Annotated in this window: 16 protein-coding genes; 7 read left to right on the forward strand and 9 right to left on the reverse strand. The window is 67.2% G+C overall.

What is annotated here, in order from left to right:
* Positions 1-3165: 3165 nt before the first annotated feature.
* The 5 genes from J2S32_RS00005 to J2S32_RS00025 form a co-directional block, all read right to left on the reverse strand.
* Positions 3166-3510: a hypothetical protein gene (locus tag J2S32_RS00005; RefSeq protein WP_253514919.1), complete on the reverse strand. Its 345-nt coding sequence runs from the start codon at positions 3508-3510 to the stop codon at positions 3166-3168.
* Between the two features lie 115 nt (positions 3511-3625).
* Complete coding sequence (locus J2S32_RS00010) at positions 3626-7048, reverse strand: chromosome segregation SMC family protein (RefSeq protein WP_253514921.1); 3423 nt, start codon at positions 7046-7048, stop codon at positions 3626-3628.
* Positions 7049-7075: 27 nt separating this feature from the next.
* Positions 7076-7816, reverse strand: a complete 741-nt coding sequence (locus J2S32_RS00015; RefSeq protein WP_253514923.1) for a thioredoxin domain-containing protein — start codon at positions 7814-7816, stop codon at positions 7076-7078.
* Positions 7817-7925: 109 nt separating this feature from the next.
* Positions 7926-8633, reverse strand: coding sequence for a thioredoxin domain-containing protein (locus tag J2S32_RS00020; protein WP_253514924.1), 708 nt, complete (start codon positions 8631-8633; stop codon positions 7926-7928).
* The gene (locus J2S32_RS00025) at positions 8630-9202 is read right to left on the reverse strand and encodes a DUF721 domain-containing protein (RefSeq protein ID WP_420493531.1); all 573 of its coding nucleotides are present in this window, start codon (positions 9200-9202) and stop codon (positions 8630-8632) included. The genes J2S32_RS00020 and J2S32_RS00025 overlap by 4 nt, the downstream gene beginning before the upstream one ends.
* Positions 9203-9216: 14 nt before the next feature.
* On the opposite strand from J2S32_RS00025, the gene J2S32_RS00030 reads away from it, so the two are divergent.
* Positions 9217-10251 carry an A/G-specific adenine glycosylase gene (locus J2S32_RS00030; RefSeq protein ID WP_253514925.1) on the forward strand — a complete coding sequence of 345 codons (1035 nt, stop codon included), beginning with the start codon at positions 9217-9219 and terminating at the stop codon, positions 10249-10251.
* Here the strand turns inward: J2S32_RS00030 and J2S32_RS00035 are convergent.
* The gene (locus J2S32_RS00035) at positions 10248-10469 is read right to left on the reverse strand and encodes a hypothetical protein (protein WP_253514926.1); all 222 of its coding nucleotides are present in this window, start codon (positions 10467-10469) and stop codon (positions 10248-10250) included. The two genes, J2S32_RS00030 and J2S32_RS00035, sit on opposite strands and share 4 nt — an antisense overlap.
* A gap of 111 nt (positions 10470-10580) precedes the next feature.
* Between J2S32_RS00035 and J2S32_RS00040 the strand changes: the two genes are divergently transcribed.
* The 3 genes from J2S32_RS00040 to J2S32_RS00050 all read left to right on the forward strand — a co-directional run bounded on the left by J2S32_RS00040 (position 10581) and on the right by J2S32_RS00050 (position 13432).
* Positions 10581-11891, forward strand: coding sequence for a serine hydrolase domain-containing protein (locus J2S32_RS00040; protein WP_253514927.1), 1311 nt, complete (start codon positions 10581-10583; stop codon positions 11889-11891).
* A gap of 78 nt (positions 11892-11969) precedes the next feature.
* Positions 11970-12752 carry an NAD(+) diphosphatase gene (gene nudC / locus J2S32_RS00045; protein WP_253515173.1) on the forward strand — a complete coding sequence of 261 codons (783 nt, stop codon included), beginning with the start codon at positions 11970-11972 and terminating at the stop codon, positions 12750-12752.
* Complete coding sequence (locus J2S32_RS00050; RefSeq protein ID WP_253514928.1) at positions 12749-13432, forward strand: DsbA family oxidoreductase; 684 nt, start codon at positions 12749-12751, stop codon at positions 13430-13432. Before nudC ends, J2S32_RS00050 begins: the two co-directional genes overlap by 4 nt.
* Positions 13433-13794: 362 nt before the next feature.
* Here the strand turns inward: J2S32_RS00050 and J2S32_RS00055 are convergent, their stop codons facing one another.
* The 3 genes from J2S32_RS00055 to mgtE form a co-directional block, all read right to left on the reverse strand.
* Positions 13795-15585 carry a methyl-accepting chemotaxis protein gene (locus J2S32_RS00055; protein WP_253514929.1) on the reverse strand — a complete coding sequence of 597 codons (1791 nt, stop codon included), beginning with the start codon at positions 15583-15585 and terminating at the stop codon, positions 13795-13797.
* A gap of 171 nt (positions 15586-15756) precedes the next feature.
* Positions 15757-16146, reverse strand: a complete 390-nt coding sequence (locus J2S32_RS00060; RefSeq protein ID WP_253514930.1) for a DUF1489 family protein — start codon at positions 16144-16146, stop codon at positions 15757-15759.
* A gap of 308 nt (positions 16147-16454) precedes the next feature.
* Entirely contained in the window at positions 16455-17900 is a 1446-nt protein-coding gene (gene mgtE, locus J2S32_RS00065) for a magnesium transporter (RefSeq protein WP_253514932.1), read from the reverse strand.
* Between the two features lie 100 nt (positions 17901-18000).
* On the opposite strand from mgtE, the gene J2S32_RS00070 reads away from it, so the two are divergent.
* The 3 genes from J2S32_RS00070 to miaB are packed head-to-tail and all read left to right on the forward strand — an operon-like array spanning position 18001 to position 20250.
* Complete coding sequence (locus J2S32_RS00070; protein ID WP_253514934.1) at positions 18001-18462, forward strand: peptidylprolyl isomerase; 462 nt, start codon at positions 18001-18003, stop codon at positions 18460-18462.
* The gene (locus J2S32_RS00075; protein WP_253514936.1) at positions 18462-18893 is read left to right on the forward strand and encodes a hypothetical protein; all 432 of its coding nucleotides are present in this window, start codon (positions 18462-18464) and stop codon (positions 18891-18893) included. The genes J2S32_RS00070 and J2S32_RS00075 overlap by 1 nt, the downstream gene beginning before the upstream one ends.
* A 13-nt stretch (positions 18894-18906) precedes the next feature.
* Positions 18907-20250, forward strand: a complete 1344-nt coding sequence (gene miaB, locus J2S32_RS00080) for a tRNA (N6-isopentenyl adenosine(37)-C2)-methylthiotransferase MiaB (protein ID WP_253514938.1) — start codon at positions 18907-18909, stop codon at positions 20248-20250.
* The last annotated feature ends 82 nt before the right edge of the window (positions 20251-20332 follow it).

Consider the following 20332-nt stretch of genomic DNA (forward strand, 5'->3'; position numbering starts at 1 on the left):
GGACCGGCAAACCACGCACCCGCCCACGGGACCCGGCTGGCAGGCGCTGGCGGGACGGATCGGAGACCACCTCCTGGGCCAAACCTGCTGCCCCCACGCAGGGCTGTCGTACCGGCCCCACGGACCCGTCAAACGAGCCATCTCGAGAAATACCAAAGCCACGGCGCCACCAAACCCCAGGGGGGGCGGGGGGGGGGGGGGGGGGGGGGGGGGGGGGGGGGGGGGGGGGGACCAACCCAACCAGCCCGGCTCACCAATAGAAATCATCATACTCCACGGTCGGCGTTGACAGAATCAACCCGACCTTAACTTCAACGGCACATTGCGGCTGCCGTGACCATCGGCGGGCTACTGCAATTGGGCCCTCGAGCCGTGCGGGGCGCGCTGGCTTGCAAAGCCGCGCTCCGATGGAGCGTACGGTCTGCGCTGGGTCCCAGGAAAGTCCACGCAGAGGCTGCCGGTGTGGGCCGTGGGGATTGTGGATGGGGGCAAGCAATGGCGGAGACGCCGGGCAGAAAACTTCGTCGTGGCTCTGGTGGCGGTATCCGGCCAACTAGGCAGCGTCCGCGCCTCGGGCGGGTTTTGTAGGGAGCAGGCCCGGGGCCAGTCGCTGCCCACGCTTCCGCGCTGATGGCGGACTGGATGGCGTATGCCCGGAGCCTCGGGAGCTGAAGGAATGTCGGGTGGTGTGACGGGGCGTGGGGCTTCACAGGGTGTGGGCCGGAAATTGCCGCGGTTCACGGTCAGCAGGGGAGGGACCGAATCACGATGGTCCCATACGCGATGAACGCGGTCATGCTCAAGCAGCTCGTTCGCCATTGGGTGTGAGTTACGGCCCAGCCACCAGGGCGGCCGTTTGACAGGTCGGTCGCGGGGAAGAGCCGCGGGCCAGGGCCTCCAGCCCGGGGCCCGCCTGGACCAGGCACGGATCATCCCTAATGAGCAGCGAATGGTCCTCGAGCGTGCGCAGGGATCCGGTAGGCAATGGAGCGGTGGACGCCCAAGGCCTGCGGACCAGTTCGGTGTGATGGTCATGGGCGCCTGGGCGTCCGCCAGGATTTCGAGTGGCACGGGATGCCGCGCGCAGACGAGGGTTTGTGCAGTGCGCCGGGCCTTCCGCGGCGTCGCCAGTTGAAGCGATCGTGGCCCACGTATCATCTTTTCAGGCGGCCGGCAGGCTGAAGTACCTGGGTTCCACCAGCCATTGTTCCGTTATCAGGTAAGGCAGTTCAACTATTGAACTCCGGGAAAGGCCGGGGTTGCGTGGTGCCATTTCAAACGCACCCCGGGGGTCACGGATGTCGCTCTCCCGGACATTTGAGTCAAGTATCTCGTCCGCTCAAAAGAGTCTGATTCGGGCATTCCTCGCCGGGTTGTGTGCTCAGGTGCGCCTAGTGTCCCTCCGAGCTCGGCGCGGCACAGGGGTCTCGATTCAAAGCCGGCAGCGAGCGAGGTAGCGTCAACCGTGGAGGGTGGTGATGGTGAGCACATCCCTCCAGACAATCTCACCGACTCGGGCGGCCGCTGGCGCTGCGACACGGGCCCATAGTGGCGACACAGGAACTGGCCGGGAATTGTCGGTGACAGCTGCTGCCGGGCGCTCTCGGCCGAAGCCGCGCGATGCGTAGGCCCGGAATCCACGGCCTGGACGGCATCAGTCCTTGTGTCTACCCCAGCTAGGGAACGGGCCGTGCTGGTCCGCCACGACGGGGTGGCTGTGGGTGGAGCGCGGGCAGGGCAAGACAAGACTGCCCTCCGCACTAGGGCCGGGCTCTCTGGACGAATGGCTAGCGGTGATCGCGCGGTTCCTCGAAGCTTGAACGAAACACCCCGACGACAACCCCATTACTGCGCTAGTCCTGGTCCCGCGTCCGCGAGGAAGGCGGATGCGCTGCCCGATTGGAGTGGCGAGCACGCAGCGGAGCGGGGTATCTGGAGACTGCTGGCCACCCGGACACCTCCGTAGGCGCCTGACCTCATCGGCGTAAGTGGACCCCATGCGCGGGTGGCCGAAAGGGCCGGCGGCTGGGTGGACCGGAAACATCCACTTCGGCCTGGTGCGGCAGCCCAACCGCGGGCATTTGGCCATCAATCGAACTGCCCGACCTCGCCGAGCGGGCCAGGTGGCCCTGAGCAGCTGCTGAACGTCATGGAGGGAACGGGACATCCAGTATCCGCGGGGCTACGTGCTTCCGCCTGCGCTGGGACGTCCTGGTGGTGGCTAAGCGAACCGGAGGACTACACAACGCGGCCGGATCATCACGCCGCTGGAAGGAGCCGGCTTCGGCCGCCGAGATCCGCACCCACTATTCAGCTGGAATGGCAGACGAAATCGCCGTTCATCGGAGGAGGGCAGCTGGAGGCGGACGTTCCCGCTGTCATCCTGGGAGATCCTGGCCCCGTACACCCGTGCGCTGCTGCGCCAGTCCCCGGCCATCAACCAGAGTTTCCGGCGTTTCGGCGAGTGGTTCGCCATTGCCGGCGCCGAACCGTGGCGGGCCAGGCGCCTGCGCAGGGCGGCCCGTGCGCGGGGGAGGACGCGGCCGTGGCTCGACACGATCGACGACCTGAGAGAGGCCGGTGGACGTGCGGTCAGGCAAGCTGGCGTTTGAATCCGGCGAGGAGGGGCGCGAGAGGGAAATTCTTGACCCCCCAGCCTGCGCACCGCCACGGCCCCGCAGCACAGTACGAGACGAAGCGCGCACAAATACTACGCCGGGGCCTGGACTTCGCCCGGCTGGTTTGCCGCCTGCCGGACGGCCGGCCACGAATGTGACAGAACCGGTGAACACGCTCCGTCACGGCGGCCGGGAGTGAGTATCCTGGACAACCTCCGGCACTCAACGGCCTCCGGCCTGTATCGAGGCGATCTCGGCGCGCACCTCCAGGCCGGAAACGACGGACAGCGCGCCCCGCCCCGCACCCATTGAACTGTGCATTGGAAAGTTGATCCTTCCTTGGCCCGCCGGATTTTCCCTAAGGATTCCGACGGCGGGGAGTGGGGAGAGACGTACTACGGAATAAGAGGCATCATGGGGTCATTTGCGCTCACGCGGAACACACCTGTCACGGTTATTGTTCGGCCGCTCATTGCCGGCGGCCCGATTCCTGCTGGCGCCGCCGGTGTGGACCTGGCCGTCGTCCCTCGACGCCATTGTGAAGACGTCATGGCGGATACTCGCCGCGGCGGGGCTCCGGGAGTACCTTCGGGCGGTCGTCTTCCAGCGCGGCGCGCAAGCGTGCGAAGGTGGTGCGTGTGCCGACCATGGCGACCAGCCGGAAGATCAGCGGAAAGACGAAATAAATCGCGGTTGGCAGGAAAATCGCGGCGACGGCGGTAACGATCCAGCAGGACATATTGGCCAGGACCGAACGCTGCTCGGTATCCACCAGTGCCTTGAGGACGGCGCGCTGGACCTCGTCGCGACCGGGCACCGGGGCTGCTTCAGGAAGCTCCTGGTCGCTCCGCATCTCCACGAGTGCGCGGTCGTCCTTCCTAAATCTTTTCATGGTTGATGAATGTTTAGCGGCGCCGCTTTGGGAGGGGGTTAGCGCGCGCTAAGGGTTTGTCCCTAGGCTAGGGCCCGAGGGCAGGTTCTTGCCGGCCCCGAGGGGCAGCACCTAGTCACTCCGCCGCGAGCAATTCCTCGGCCCCGCCAAGATCGACGCTGACCAGGCGGCTGACGCCCTTTTCGATCATCGTGACGCCGAACAGGCGGTGCATGCGGCTCATCGTCACCGCATTATGCGTGACGATCAGGTAGCGGGTCTGCGTTTCGCGCGTCATCGCGTCGAGCAGGTCGCAGAACCGGTCGATATTGGCATCGTCCAATGGCGCGTCGACCTCGTCGAGCACGCAGATCGGCGCGGGATTGGTCAGGAACAGCGCGAAGATCAGCGCGGTCGCGGTCAGCGCCTGTTCGCCGCCCGACAGCAGCGTGAGCGATTGCAGCTTCTTGCCCGGCGGCTGCGCGAAGATCTCCAGCCCCGCTTCCAGCGGATCGTCGCTGTCGATCAGCGCCAGATGCGCCTCGCCGCCCTCGAACAGGCGCATGAACAGCCGCTGGAAATGGTCGTTAACCTGTTCGAAGGCAGCCCGCAGCCGCTCACGCCCCTCGCGGTTGAGATTGCCGATCGACCCGCGCAGCCGGCTGACCGCTTCGCGCAATTCCTCCTGTTCCTCGACATTCGCGCCATGCTCGCTCTCGATCCGCGCGAGTTCCTCCGATGCGACGAGGTTGACCGGACCGATCCTCTCGCGGCTGGCGGTGAGCCGGTCCATCTCATCGCTCTCGGTCTCGGCCGACTTGATCGCGTCCTCGTCGAATTCGAAGCGCTGCGGCAGCAGCGGGGGCGGGCACTGGAACCGCTCGCCCGAAATCCGTGCCATCTCGATCCGGCGGCCGTCCTGGCTTTCCGCGCGGGCAGAAAGGCCGGCGCGGTTCTCGCGCGCTGCGGCCAGCGCCTCGTTGGTCGCGGTGAAGCCGCGGTCGGCCTCCTGCGCCAGCGCATTGGCTTCGGCGACCGCCTGCTCGGCTGCGGACAGCTCGCGGGTCAGGCGCTCGCGTACCTGGTCGCCCTGTTCGATTTCGAGCATCAGCCCCTCGGGCTTGGCCGCGATGACCGCGCGCTCCTGCGTGATTTCCTCGGCGCGGGTCTCCATTTCGGACAGCCGCCGCGCCGCATCGCCGCTGCGCGCCTGCCAATTGGCCATGTCGCTGCGCTGCGCCGAGGCGCGTTCGCGCGCCACCGCCAGTGCCTGGTCGTGCGCCGCCAGCGCGGCAGCGCGCGCCTGCATCGCGGTGCGCGCGGCTTCGTTCTGCGCGCGGGCGGCTTCGAGCGTGGCGCGCCCCGCGGCAGGGTCGGGCAGCGCATCGCGCTTGGCCTCGGCTGCGGCAAGGTCGGCCTGCGCCGCGGCGACCAGCTCGCCATGCTCGGCCTCGCTCCGGTCCAATTCTTCGAGCCGCGAGGCCAGCCGCTCGCGCGCGGATTCGGCCTGGTCGAGCGCGCGCAGCGCCTGCCGCTCGGCCTCCGCCGTCCCGGTCAGCTCGCGCTCGGCGGCGACCAGATCGCGCTGCAAGCGTCCCAGTTCCTCGCTTGCCGTGTCCATCGCCGCCTGCGCCGCAGTCGCCGCGTCGCGCAGCGCGGGCAGGCGCGCGTCGAGCTCGGCAAAGCGGTTCTCCGCTTCCAGTCGCGCCGCTTCGGCCGATCCTTCGCCATGTACGACAAGCCCGTCCCAGCGCCGCAACCGCCCATCCATCGTGACCAGCGAATGGCCGGGGGCGAGCGTGCGTCCGTCGTCTGCCTTTGCCACATGCATCAGCGCCAGCGGCGCGCGCAATTCTTCTGGACAGGTCTCGACATGCGCGGACAGGCTGTCGGCGACGGGCGAGGGGGCCGCGGCCCCGGTCCAGTAGCGCCCCTCGGCATCGCCTTCGGGTAGGCCGAGCAATGCCTTGCCGTCTCGTCCCAGCGCCGCTGCGACCGCGCGTTCATAGCCCTTCGCCGCGCGCACACCGTCGATCGCCTGTTGCCGTCCGCTGCGCTTGGCCGCGGCGCGTTCGCGTGCTTCGCGGTCGCGGGTGAGCGCTTCCCATTCGCGTTGCACGCCGGACAGTTCGGCGCGCGCTTCGGAGAGGGCGGATGCGGCGCTATCGCGGCTGGCCTGCAGCTCGGCCTTGCGCGCTTGCATCTCCTCGAGCGTGCGCCGCCGCTCGGCCAGCGTCCGGGCGGCTTCCTCGGCTGCAGCCTTGGCGGCATCGACATCGGCGTCGGGATCCTCGCCCGCCAGCGCCGCGCGGCGTTCGGCCATCCGGCGCCCCTCCGCCGCAGCGCGGTCGAGCCGGGTCCTGATCTGCGCGATTTCCGCCTCCGCGACGCGCCATTCGGCTTCCACCCCGGCATTGTCGGCAGTCGCGCGCGCCAGCGCGAGTTCGGCGGCGCGGCTGTCGCGCTCGGCCTGCTCATGCGCGCGTTCGAGCGCGGGGCGCTGTTCTTCATCGCCCGCTAGCGCCTGTTCGCTCGCCGCCAGCTCGCGTTCGAGCCGCGACAGCGCTTCGGCGGCATCCTTGGTCAGCCGGTCGGCTTCGCCGCGGTCGGCCTCGAGCCGTGCCTGCTGCCGGTCGAGATCGGCGAGCCGCTGCTCCGCCGCTTCGAGCTGGCTGCTCAGCGCCGCCATGCGGTGGCCATGCGCGCTGGCATCGTCGCGGCGATCGGCTTGTTCGTCGCGCGCTTCGGCCAGCGCCTCGGCGGCACTGCGCTGCGCATTCTGCGCCGCATCGGCTTCCTGCTGCGCTTCGGCCACGCGCGCATCGGCCTGCGTGGCGGCGGCCTTGGCTTCCTCCGCCGCCGCAGCGGCTTCGCGCCAGCGCGCAAACACCAGCCGCGCCTCGGCGCTCTTTATCTCGTCCGACAGTTTCTTGTAGCGTTCGGCCTGCTTGGCCTGCCGCCGCAGCGAGGCGATCTGGCTGTCCAGCCCCGCCATGATGTCTTCGAGCCGTTCGAGATTGGTCTCGGTCTGCCGCAGCTTGCTTTCCGCATCGCGGCGGCGGACATGCAGCCCCGCGATCCCCGCTGCTTCCTCGAGCATCTGGCGGCGTTCGGTCGGCTTGGCGGCGATGACCTGCGCGATCTTGCCCTGGCTGACCAGCGCGGGGCTGTGCGCGCCGGTCGCCGCATCGGCGAAGATCAGCGCCACATCCTTGGCGCGCACATCGCTGCCATTGAGCCGGTAGGCGCTGCCCGCACCGCGCTCGATCCGGCGGACGACTTCCATCTCGTCGCCGTCATCGTCGGCGCCCTGCAACACGACTTCGGCGAAATCGCGTTGCGGGCGGCTTTGCGTGCCGGCGAAGATGACGTCTTCCATCCCGCCCGAGCGCATGGATTTGGGCGAGTTTTCGCCCATCACCCAGCGGATCGCCTCGAGCAGGTTGGACTTGCCGCAGCCATTGGGGCCGACGACCCCCGTCAGCCCCGGCTCGATATGCAAGGTGGCAGGTTCGACGAAGCTCTTGAAGCCGCTCAACCGGAGCTTCGAGATGCGCATCGTCGTCCTGTCCCCCCGGCGCCGGACTTACCTGGCGCCGGCGCGCTGGAGGATGGGTTCCAGCGCCGCCCAGGTGTTGGCATCGACATCGCGGCCGTTCAGCTTGAAGGTCGGCGTGCCCGAGATGTTGTATTCCTGGCTGTAGCGCTGCGTGTGATCGGCCTGTTCCTCGAGCTTGGCGACATCGGCCAGGCACTGGCGGCCCTGGTCTTCGCTGATCCCGCGCGCGGCGAAGAAATCGAGATAGCCGAGCTGTTCGGCGGCGACCACGAAGCGTTCCTCCATCGGGCGCTGCATGGCGGCTTCGAAAGCGGCCTGGTTGGTCTGGACCGGTTCCATGATGCTTTCGAAATTGCCCCACACCTGGTCCGACAGCGGGATGACCGCTGAGGCGGGACCGCATTGAGTCAACCGGCCCAGCATCAGGTCGATCGGCCCGTGAATCGCGAACTGGCGCAGTTCGAAGCTGACCACGCCGCTGTCGACATATTCCATCAGCGGTTCCGCGCCTTCCATCGAGAAGCGCGCGCAGGTGCCGCAGGTGAGCGAGCCGTATTCGATCAGCTTGAGCGGCGCGTCGGGATTGCCGACCAGCGTGCCGCCGTCTTCGGTCATGACCGCGGTGGTGCGCCATTCGCTGCCCTCGGGCGCGGGGATGGCGGCGATCGCTTCGCTTTCGATGTCGCCGGTTTCCTCGGCCGCGGACCCACAGGCGGCGAGCGCCAGGGCGAGCGGGGCGGCAAGGGCGAAACGCAGGGTCTTGGTCATGAATATCCTCGTGTCTGGACTGGAGAAGCTAGGCCCGGGGGTGCAGCCGTGAAAAGGCGGAGGCAGGCGTATCCACAGGGCTTTCCCCCGAAAACCGGTTCGAACGCGGTCAGATGGCGTCCTTGAGCTGCTTTTCGAGCGTGGGCCAGTCATGCGTACCCTCGAGCAGCTTGCCGTCGAGCACGAAGCTGGGCGTGCCGGTGATGCCATAGCGTTCGGCATCGGCAGCCGAACGGTCGGCCATCGCATTGGCCTTGGCCTCGTCCGACAGGCAGCGGTTCATCTCGGCGCGCGAATAGCCGCGCGTTTCCATGATGTCGTAGAAATCGAGATCGCTGGCGATCGCCTGCAAGCGGGCCGACAGCGAACCGAACTGCCAGCGCGATTTCTGCGCCTGCGTCGCGGTGCGCGCCTTTTCGATCCATTCGTCGTAGCGATAGGTGATCGCTTCGTGATTGCGGCCGAATTTCTTCGGGTCGCCGCAATGCGTGAGCAGTGCCGCGGTCAGGTCGACCGGGTCGCGGATCAGGTGGCGGATTTCATAGCTGATCTTGCCCGTGGGGACATAGGCCAGCTTGAGCGCGCCATCGCCCCGCCGCGCGAATTGTGCGCAATGCGAGCAGGTGTAGCTCATGAATTCGATTAGCTTGGTCTCGGCGGCGGGATTGCCGAAGCGGTGCCCGCCATCGGTCCGGTCGAGCATGGCCGCCCAATTGCCGCCCGGCAGGACCAGCCGTTCCTGCGCGCTGGCGGTGATCGCCAGCGTTCCGGCCCCGGCCAGCGCCAGCGCGGCCAATGTCAGCTTGTTCTTCGTCACGTGTCCTCATTCCCATTCTCTTGCGACCCCATGCTGCGCGCCAGCGATTCGAGCACGGTGCGCAATTCGGGGTCGCCGATGTCGCGCAGGCTGTCGCCCAATTCCATCGGAATGGGCTTGAGCGATGGCGGCGCCTTGGGCTTTTCCCTGTCGGGCGGCGGCTTAACCTCGCCTTGCCGCAGCTTGATCCGCGCGACCGCGCGATAGCCGAAGAAGCGGTTCACCCGCTCGATGATCTCGGGCAGCACCTGCTGCACCAGCGGCGCATGCGCGGGTTTGACCACGAGATGCATGATTCCCTCCGCTTTCTCGCCGGGAGGAAAGCGGATCATCTCGGGCGTGCAGACGCGCGCATGGGTCGGGCCGACGATCTCGGGCCAGCGGCTGACGACCGAGCTCTGGACGAAGCCGAACCGGCGAAAGGCGCTGCGTCCGATCTGCGGCATCAAATCGCTGATCGGCTTGGCCAGCCCCCCGCGCGGGCGGGAATACTGGCGGCCGCGCGCGCCCTTGTTCGAGCCCGGCGTGCCGGATCTGGTGGTGTCGCTTCCCATGGTGCGAAAGCTCATGCCATAAGCGCGCCGTGGCCGCTACTGTCTCCGAACATCTGCTCGACTGGTACGATGCGCATGCACGCGACCTGCCGTGGCGCGCGCGGCCCGGTGCGCCGCACTCCGCCGATGGCAGCTGGCCGTACCGGGTGTGGCTGTCCGAAGTGATGCTGCAGCAGACGACCGTGGCGGCGGTAAAACCCTATTTCGAAGCCTTCACCACGCGCTGGCCGACGGTCGAGGCGCTCGCCGCCGCGCCCGAGGAGGACGTCATGGCGGCATGGGCGGGGCTGGGCTATTACTCGCGCGCCCGCAATCTGGTGCAATGCGCCCGCGCCGTGGCGCAGCGCGGCGGGTTTCCGCAGACCGAGGCGGAATTGCGCGAATTGCCCGGGCTGGGTGCCTATACCGCGGCGGCGGTCGCCGCGATCGCATTCGGGCGGCGCGCGGTGGTGGTCGATGCCAATGTCGAACGCGTGGTCGCGCGGCTGTTCGCGATCGAGGCGCCGCTGCCGGGGGCGCGCAAGCCGATCCGCGTAGCCGCCGATGCGATCACTCCCGATGACCGCGCGGGCGATTTTGCGCAGGCGATGATGGATCTCGGCGCGACGATCTGCACCTCGCGCGATCCCAGGTGCCTGCTGTGCCCGCTCAGCCAGGCCTGCCGGGGCCGCGCGGCGGGCGATCCGGCGCGGCTGCCGGTCAAGGCGCCGAAGAAACCCAAGCCGCTGCGGCAGGGGCAGGCCTACTGGATCGAGCGCGACGGCGCGGTGTGGCTGGTGAAGCGCACGGGCACCGGCATGCTCGGCGGAATGCGCGCGCTGCCCGATGACGGCTGGAGCGCGCGCGGCGACGGATCGGGCAAGCCGCCGTTACAGGGCGTGTGGGAAAGCGCGGGTCTGGTGCGTCACACCTTCACGCATTTCGCGCTTGAACTGTCGGTGCACATCCAGCGCGATGCACCGGCGGCCGGGGGTAGCGGCGAATGGTGGCCGCTCGACCGCCTCGACGAAGCGGGGCTGCCGACATTGTTTGCCAAGGCCGCGCGGCTGGCGCTGGCAGATTAGATAAACCCGCCGCCCAGTGACAGGCGGATCGCCGCGATCAGCAGCACGACGATGCAGAAATTGCGCCCGCCATTGCTCGACGACATCTGCCCTACCAGGATGCCCACCACGATCAGCGGCAGCGCGAACCAATTGGCCCAGCCGAGCATCGGAATGGTCGCCGGAATGACGATTACGAGCGAGACGATCCCGAACAGGATGGAGAGGATGTTGAGCATGTGTTCTACATAGATAGGACACCGCGCTTTGACAACCGTTTCGATTCGCAATTGACGCTCCCGCATGCGTCCCGCACAAACGCGCGCACATACAGATACGGAGAGATACGCATGGCCTTTCGCGAGTTCGACACCCCCCAGGTCTCCCGCCGTGCGCTGCTGCGCGGGGGCGCGTGGCTTACCGCCGGCGCGGCGCTGGCGGGCAATCCGATGGGCCGCATGGCGCTGGCGCAGGGCGGCGCGGCGAACTGGCAGGCGGTCACCGCGATGGTCGACAAATACGTGTCGGAGCGCAAGGTCGCGAACATGGTCGCCACGCTCGGCTGGGGCGCGCGCGATCCGCAATATATCGCCCGCGGCACGCTCGCACTCGGCGGCCCGGTCAAGGCCGATGCCGACAGCCTCTATCGCATCTATTCGATGACCAAGCCGATCACCGGTATGGCCGCGATGATGCTGATCGACGAGGGCCGGCTCGGGCTCGACCAGCCGATCGCCGAACTGCTGCCCGCCTATGCCAATATGCAGGTACAGAAGACCTATGACGGGTCGATCACCGATGTGGTCCCCGCCGAACGCCCGATCACCGTGCGCCAATTGCTCACGCATACGGCGGGGCTTGGCTATGGCATCGTCCAGAAGGGGCCGATCACCACGGCCTATACCGATCAGGGGCTGATCCCCGGACAGGTGAGCCGCATCCCGATCCCCGGCATCGGCCGCGCAACCCCGGTCGAGGGGCTCGATGTCTTCGCCGACCGGCTCGCCACGCTGCCGCTGGTGCTGCAGCCGGGCAGCAAGTGGAGCTATTCGGTCAGTCTCGACCTGCTCGGCCGCGTGATCGAAGTCGCCTCGGGCATGGCGTTCGACGAATTCCTGCATAAGCGGATCTTCGAACCCGCGGGCATGACCAGTACCTGGTTCACCGTCCCCGCAAGCGAAGTGGGGCGCTTCACCACCAACTACGGCATCATGAATGGCACGCCGATCCCGATGGATCCGGCCAAGGCGTCGATCTACCTCGACAAGCCGCCGTTCCCCTTCGGCGGCGCGGGGCTGGTGTCGAGCCCGCGCGATTACGACCGCTTCCTCAAGATGCTGCTCGGCTACGGCGTGATCGACGGCAAGCGCGTGATGGGCGAGCTGGCGGTGCGCGTGGGCACCTCCAACCTGCTGCCCGAAACCGCCACCACCGAAGGCACCTGGGTCGAAGGCCAGGGCTTCGGCGCTGGCGGACGCGTGACCGACGGGTCCTATGGCTGGGGCGGCGCGGCAGGCACGGTCGCTTTCGTCAATTACAAGGCCGGGCTGCGGGCCAATCTGATGACCCAGTACATGCCGTCGGACAGCTATCCCATTCACGAAGGTTTCCCCGAAGCGGTGACCGCCGATCTGGCCGCGATGCAGGGGGCGAAGGCGTAAGCCGTGCTGTCGTTTACCGGGTCGCGGCTCGACCGCGCCGATCACGTCCGCGCCGATCCCGAGCGGCTCGCGGGCTATATGAACTGGAAGGCCCGGGTGCTCACGCTCGACGGGCTGATGCCCTCGCTCGACGAGACCAACCGGCTGGTCTGGGGCACGCTCGCCGATGTCCCCGAGGATGCCGAACTGTGCTTCCTCGGGCTGGATGAGGGCAAGGCCTGCTTCGCCGCGGTCCCGCCGCGCGGCGATGCGACCCCGCGCATGGCGAACCCGCAGCTGTGGTCGCTGATGTCCACCCTGCAACCCGACGATCTGGCGATATATGGCGGCGCGCGCAGCCTTGCCGACTGGCACGCACGGCACTGTTTCTGCGCGCAGTGCGGCGGCGACACCAAACTCGCCAAGGGCGGCTGGCAGCGCAATTGCACTGCCTGCGAAGCCAGCCATTTTCCGCGCACCGACCCGGTCACGATCATGCTGGTCGAACATGAAGGCCGGCTGATGCTGGGCCGCGGGCTCGGCTGGCCCGAGGGGCGCTTCTCCGCGCTGGCGGGCTCCGTCGAGCCGGGGGAAAGCATCGAGGAAGGCGTCGCGCGCGAAGTGCTCGAGGAAGCGGGCGTGCGCGTGCGCGACGTGACCTATGTCGCCAGCCAGCCATGGCCCTTTCCCAGCCAGCTGATGATCGGCTGCCACAGCCATGCCGACAGCGACGAACTGACGATCGACGAGACCGAAATGGCCGAAGTCGAATTTTTCACGCGCGAACAGGTCGGCGCGGCGCTGGAAGGGAACGGTCCCTTCGTCGCCCCGCCGCCGCATGCTATAGCGCATCACCTGCTGCAGTGGTGGATGGAAAGATGAGCGAACCCAGAACCTTGCGGATCGATATCTGGTCCGATGTCATGTGCCCGTGGTGCCTCGTCGGATGGGGCAGCCTGCAGAAGGGTCTCGCGCAGCTCGAGGGCGAGATCGAGGCCGATATCCGCTGGCATGCCTTCGAGCTCAATCCCGACATGCCGCCCGAGGGCGAGGAAAGCACCGCGCATATCGCGCGCAAATACGGGTCCACCCCCGACCAGTCGAAGGCGGTGCAGGGGCGCATGCGCGAAGCGGCGCAAAACGCGGGCGTATCGCTCGATTACCAGGGCGAGGATCCCGAACCGCCGCGGTGGATGTGGAACACCTTCGATGCGCACAAGCTGCTGACCTGGGCGGGCGAGGCGCACGGCCCGGAAAAACAGACCGAGCTCAAACTCGCTCTGTTCGAAGCGCATTTCAACCGGCGGCGCCAGATCGGCGACCACGCGGTGCTGCTCGACGTGGCGGACAGCGTTGGCCTCGACCGAGCGGCAGCCGAAGCCGCGCTGGCAAGCGAGGAATGGGCGCACAAGGTCCGCGCCGAGGAACGCGCGGCGTGGGATTTCAACATCACCGGCGTGCCCGCGATGATCGTCGAGAACAAGTTCATGATCCCCGGCGCGCAGCCACCCGAAGCCTATGCCGACGCGCTGCGCCGGGTGGCACAGAAGACCGCCGCCTGAACGCAAACGCCCCGCCGGTGAGGGCGGGGCGCTCGGTCATCGGTCGCGTCTGGAAGCTCAGCCGCGCGAATCCTGGATGGCAGACAGCGTCTTGTCGCCCTTCTGCGCGTCCTGCGCGGGATTGTCCGAACCCGTTTCGGGCTCGCGGTTTGCGGGATCGGTCGCGCGGTTGAGTTCACCCCGCTTGCCGACCTAGCGATTGACTTCGCCGCCGGAGGAACCCTGCTGCGAGGGGGTCGCATTCTCGGTCATCTCGGCGATCAGTTCGTTGTCGGGATGGCGTGATTGGCGTTCGGGCATATGCGTTTCTCCTTTGCCCAACCAACGGGGCGACCTGCCCGGATGTTCCGAGATTGCGCGGGTCAGGCGGCCCGTACCGAGTGGACGAACCCGCGCGAACTCGCATCGAGCGCGCGGGCGGTCCCGTCGAGCTGGTCGGCCGAGGTCAGCACCTGTTCGGCCGCCGCGCCCGTACCGCGCGCCATGTCGCCGATCTGCGCCAGATTGGTCCCCACCGCATCGACGCCATTGGCGGCGAGGTCGAGATTATGGGCCAGCTCGCGGCTCGACAGCGATTGCTCGTCCACCGCCTGCGCGATCGCGGTGGCGGTCATTTCGACCTCGCGGATGCGTTCGCCGATCCGTGCCAGCGCCTCCACGCTTTCGCGCGTCACCACCTGCATGCCGACGATCCGGCGGCCGACATCGCCGGTCGCCTCGCGTGTCTGCCGGGCCAGTTCCTTAACCTCGCTCGCCACCACCGCGAAGCCGCGCCCGGCCTCGCCGCCGCGCGCCGCCTCGATCGAGGCGTTGAGCGCGAGCAGATTGGTACGATCGGCAATCGCGCCGATCATATCGACCACTTCGCCGATCTCCTCCGCCACATTGGCAAGGTCGGCCATCTTGCGGTCGGCCACTTCGGCGGTCTGGCGTGCATCCTGCACCACGCCCGCCGAATTGCCCGCCTGCCGCCCGATCTCGGCGATCGACATGGCGAACTGGTCGCTGGCGGAGGCGGCTGCGGTCACGCCGACCTGCGTTTCGGCCATGTCGCGCGAAACCTGTTCGACGAAACCGATAGTGCGCGTCGCGGCGCCTGCCATGTCGGTAGAGGTGGCCTGCAGCTCGCGCGCGGCCTGCGCCACGCTGCCCACCGCTTCGCCCACGCCGCCCTGGAAGTTGTCGACCAGCCGCCGCAGCACCGCATTCTGCTCCGTGCGCGCCTTGCGCTGCAGTTCGGCCAGCGCATCGGCGCTTTCGCGGAACACCACCAGTGCGCGCGCCATTTCGCCGATCTCGTCCTCGCGGCCCGTGGCGGGGATCGCGATCGACCGGTCGCCGCGCGCCAGCCGCGTCATCGCGCCGGTGATCTCGGACAAGGAGCCGGAGACCTGCCGCGACAGGCCGCGCGCGCCGGCGATCACCAGCACGATGCAGCCCGCGATCATCGTCAGCGCCAGCACGATCGCCCATGTGCCCAGCGTGTCCAGCGCCTGCTGCGCGGCATCGGCCTGCAGCCGCAGCGCGGTCTCGATCTCTTCGGCCTGCTGGGCAAGCTGGCTGCCCGAAATATCGATCGCACCGGCCAGCGCGTCGCCGGTGGGCGAGGGGCCATGCGCATTGATCGAGGCCTGCAGTGCGCGCAGTTCGGGCGCGAACCCCTCGACCTGCGTCACCAGCCATTCCATCTGTTCGCGCGACTGGCTGCCGCCACCGTCGAGCGCGATCGTGGCGTCGATCTCGCGGCGCGCCTGGTCGAGCGTGGCGAAGGCCGAGGCGATCATCCGGGCCTCGCCCTCCGCCGCATAGCGCGAGGCGAAATAGCGGCTTTCGGCGATCGAGGTCGCCAATTGCGAGGCGGCCAGCGCGCGCGAAGCGCTGACCGAGGCATCGCCCGCACGCGTCGACAGCACCGCCAGCGTGCCGCCCAGCAGCAGGCCTAGCAATGTGAGGATCAGCGTGAAGGAAATGGCGAAGATCCGCACCTTGCCCGCGATGCTCGCGCGCATATGGGCTAACCGGCCAGCCAGCCGGCGACGCGGCGCGGGGCGCTCGTCGGCGGGCGGGGGCAAGGCGGTGGCGGGCTCGACGGACGGCTGCTCGCTATCGGCTGCGCGAGCGAAAGCGTGGGTAAAATTCGGCTGGGCGGTCATCGGGAAAGCCATGTGATTGGTGATGGCGCCCGATTACGCGCCAGCCCTTACCAAGGCGTAAACCATGACAAGAAAAAGCCCATAAAACCAATGACTTAATTCAGAAACGTCGCGGTCGCGTCGATGTCATAAAGCTTTGAATTCAGGCATTTGCATGATGAAGCGCGGTTTTCAGATCAAGCCCAGCCGTTCGAGCTTGCCCGCCAGCTTGCCGGGTAGCGCATCGCCAATGTCTTCGCCGGGTGCCAGGTCGCGCGGAACCTCGCCCTTGAGATAGCGCCAGCCCTGGTGCGCGCGCTTGGGGCGCGGGTGGACGCGGACCAGTACCGGTTCGAGGTCGATCGACCAGCGCCCGTCGGGGGTTTCGCTGAACCCCAGTATCTCGCTGCGCGCGACGATGCTGTGCTGGTGGATCCAGAACAGCGAACCGCCGATGCACTGTTCCCACTTCGTCGGGCGATAGCGCGTGGTCAGATTGGGGCTGCGCCGCGCGGCGTACCAGTTCTCGATATCGGCATAACTCTGCGCACCGAAGGCGATCTTGGTCAGGTTGAGCGGCATGGGGGTGAGATAGGGGATACCAGCGAAACCTCAACTCCCCCGTCGCCCCGGACCTGATCCGGGGCCGGTGCTTCTTTTCATCGGATGCGGGCGAGGCCAGGCAGCCCCGACCCCGGATGAAGTCCGGGGTGACGTGATGGGGACGGCAAAGTCACCACTTTCCTACATCGATCGATCCCCGGCAGGATGCACCAATGCGCGCATCTCTTCCCCTCCAGTTCCCGTATTTCCGCGGTTTCGCAGCGCAGCAACCACCCGCAGCTTTTTTCGCCCTGAACCGTGTAACACGCGGTCCATGTGTAGGCTTGCTACCCCGTCACCCCGCAGGCCACGGCGAGGCCGAGGAAGGCGAAGAAGCCCATCGAATCGGTGATCATCGTCACGAACACGCTGCTCGCCACTGCCGGGTCCTGGTCGAGCCGTTCGAAAGCGACCGGGACCAGCACGCCCGCCAGCCCCGCGGTGACCACGTTGATCACCATCGCCAGCGCGATCACGGCGCCGAGCAGGGGAGTGAAGATCACGCCCGTCGCCAGCCCCACCAGCACCGCGATGGTCATCCCGTTGAGCACCGCCACGCGCATCTCGCGGATCAGGATGCGGCGCGTGTTGCTGCGCGTCAGCTGGTTGGTGGCGATCGCGCGGACGGTTACCGCCATCGTCTGTGTACCCGCATTGCCGCCGATGCTGGCGACGATCGGCATCAGCACCGCCAGCGCCACCAATTGCTCGATCGCCGCGCCGAACAGTGCGATGATCAGCGAGGCAACCAGCGCGGTGCCCAGATTGGCGACCAGCCAGCGCACACGCGCGGAGTAAGCCTCGCGGATCGGCTCGTTGATGTCGCCTTCGCCCGCGCCGCTCATCAGCAGCGCGTCCTCGCCCGCTTCCTCGGAGATGATGTGGACCACGTCGTCGACCGTCATCTGGCCGACCAGCCGCTCGTTCTCGTCGACCACTGCGGCGCTGATAAGGTTGTACTTCTGGAACATCAGCCCGACCTCTTCCTGGTCGAGCATGACCGGGATCAGCGTCTGGTCGCGCTTCATCACATCGGCCAGCGCAATGCTGCGCGGCGCGCGCAGCACCCAGCTCAGCGCGCAGGTGCCGACCGGGTGGTGCTTCTCGTCGACCACGAAGACCTCGAAGAACTCGTCGGGCAGGTCGCGGCCTTCGCGCAGGAAATCGATCAGATCGCCGACGGTCAGATGCTCGGGCACCGCGACGAAATCGCGGCTCATAAGGCGGCCCGCGGTCTCCTCGGGATAAGCGAGCGCGGACTGGATCGCGATCCGGTCTTCGAGCTCGATCTCGGCGAGGATGGCGCGCTGGTCTGCCTCGTCCAGATCCTCGATCAGCTGGACCGCATCGTCAGTCTCGAGCTGGTCGACGATCTGCGCCACCGCCTCGGGCGGCAGCGCTTCCATCATGTCCTCGCGGACGTAATCGTTGAGCTCGGCGACCACGTCCGAGGTCATCAGATCGGTAATCGTCGCGGCGAGCTGGTAGCGTTCCTCGCGCTCGAACAGTTCGAGCAGATCGGCGATGTCGGCGGGGTGGAGCGGCTCGACCAGCTCGTAGACCGCCTTGCCGTCGCCTTCATTCAGCGCGTCGGCGACCGAGCGGACGAACTCCGCCTTGAGCGTGTTCTCCTCGTCCATCCGTTCGTCGTCGATCCGGTCGTCGGGGCGCGCCTCCTCGACGGGCGGATCGGCCAGCATCACATCGTCTTCGGGCGGCGTCGCATCGGCCATGGCCTGCGGTCTAGGCAGACGCGGCGGGATTGCAAGCAGAGGGTGACACGCCGTGCACAATCCCTATGTAGGCGGCCAACCAATCACAGGAGATACCCCGATGGCGGACAAGCTGACCTTCACTCTCGACACTGGCGATGGCGACAACAAGGACGTGGTCATCAAGCTGCGCCCCGATCTCGCGCCCGGCCACGTCGAACGCATCACCACGCTCGCGGGCGAAGGCTTCTACGACGGGGTGGTCTTCCACCGCGTGATCCCCGGTTTCATGGCGCAGGGCGGCGACCCGACCGGCACCGGCATGAGCGGCAGCGACAAGCCCGACCTCAAGGCCGAATTCAACAGCGAACCGCACACCCGTGGCACTTGCTCGATGGCCCGCACCCAGGTCCCCGACAGCGCCAATTCGCAGTTCTTCATCTGCTTCGACGACGCCGAATTCCTCGACGGCCAGTACACCGTCTGGGGCCAGGTCGAGAGCGGCATGGAACACGTCGACGCGCTCCCCAAGGGCGAACCGCCCGCGAACCCGGGTAAGATCGTGAAGGCGACTGTTGGCTAATGCCTGAAAAGCGCCGCCTTTGTCCTGCCGACAAGAAAGCACTGTCCTATGCCAAGGACAGGCGCAATTCGTTCGGTGAGAATGACAAGGCGGCGCGTAAGGCGATTCCTGCTCGCAAGGCCTGCGAAAACCGCAAGAACCGGCGCAAGGCAGTGCAAGCACTCGACACTTACGAGACGTTCGATGAAGCCTCCGCCGATCTGGTCGAAAGCTCTCTTACCAAAGACGTTGAGCGCGTAGGAGGGTGGAAGAAGAGTCCTGATCAAGCGTTGGCAGACCACATTGCTCAACAGAACGGTTCACGCGACTTTCGCGATGGGCGCAAGCAATGGGTCGGCACCAAGCTGATCGACGCCAAGGAACAGGGTCACACCTCGGTCTCCTATAGCTGGCGTGGGGCCAACGTTGATTCGAAGTTCGATTCAAACTGAGATACGCGCTCCCATGAAACCGACCACCACCCCTCCCAAGACCTACCGGGTCAAGAGCTTCGGCTGCCAGATGAACGTCTATGACGGCGAGCGCATGGCCGAGATGCTCGACGCGCAGGGCATCGCGCCCGCGCCCGAGGGCGAGGATGCCGATCTGGTGGTGCTCAACACCTGCCACATCCGTGAGAAGGCAGCGGAGAAGGTCTATTCGGACATCGGCCGCCTGACCAAGGGCAAGACGCAGGACAAGGCGCCGATGATCGCGGTCGCGGGCTGCGTCGCGCAGGCCGAGGGCGAGGAGATCATGAAACGCTCGCCCGCGGTGAGCATGGTCGTCGGCCCGCAAGCCTACCACCGTCTGCCCGAAATGCTTGGCCGCGCGGTGCAGGGCGAACGCGCGACCGATACCGATATGCCCGCGATCGCCAAGTTCGCCGCGCTGCCCGAACGCCGGCGGATCGGCCCGACCGCCTTCCTCACCGTGCAGGAAGGCTGCGACAAGTTCTGCACCTATTGCGTGGTGCCCTACACGCGCGGAGCGGAAATCTCGCGTCCTTACAGCGACCTGGTGACCGAAGCGCGCAAGCTGGTCGAAGCGGGCGCGAAGGAAATCACGCTGCTCGGCCAGAACGTGTCCGCGTGGGGCGGCGAGAACGATAGGGGCCACGCAGTCGGTCTAGCTGGGCTGATCCGCGACATCGCGGCGATCGATGGCCTCGCGCGTATCCGCTACACCACCAGCCACCCGGCCGACATGGACGACGAGCTGATCGCCGCGCATGGCGACACGCCCAAGCTGATGCCGTTCCTCCACCTGCCCGTGCAGGCGGGCAGCGACCGTGTGCTCAAAGCCATGAACCGCAGCCACAGCGTCGCCAGCTATCTCGAGCTGCTCGACCGCTTCCGCGCCGCGCGGCCCGACCTCGCGCTGTCGGGCGACTTCATCGTCGGCTTCCCCGGAGAGACCGATGCCGAGTTCGAGGAAACGTTGCAGCTGGTCGGCGAGGTTGCCTATGCGCAGGCCTTCAGCTTCAAATACTCGCCGCGCCCCGGCACGCCTGCCGCGACGATGGACGGGCAGGTGGCGAAAGAGGTCATGGACGAGCGCCTGCAGCGGCTCCAGGCCGCGCTCAACCGCGACCAGCTGGCTTTCAACCAGAACACCGTCGGCCGCACCTGCGAAGTGCTGGTCGAACGCAAGGGCAAGCTGCCCGGCCAGTGGCTCGGCAAGACGCCGTGGCTGCAGAGCGCGTGGTTCGAAGGCGACGTGCAGATCGGCGACCTCGTGCAGGTCGAACTGGTCGAGGCGGGCCCCAACTCGCTCGCGGGGATGCTGCGCGAAACCGTCGCTGCCTGATTACAGGGGGATGACTATCCACCGTCTCGCAGCGTGGACCAACTTGCGCGCGGTGCGTTGAAGCCTAAACTCCGAGTCGCAT

It is taken from the genome of Qipengyuania citrea, assembly GCF_024171405.1.
Classification (GTDB): domain Bacteria; phylum Pseudomonadota; class Alphaproteobacteria; order Sphingomonadales; family Sphingomonadaceae; genus Qipengyuania; species Qipengyuania profunda.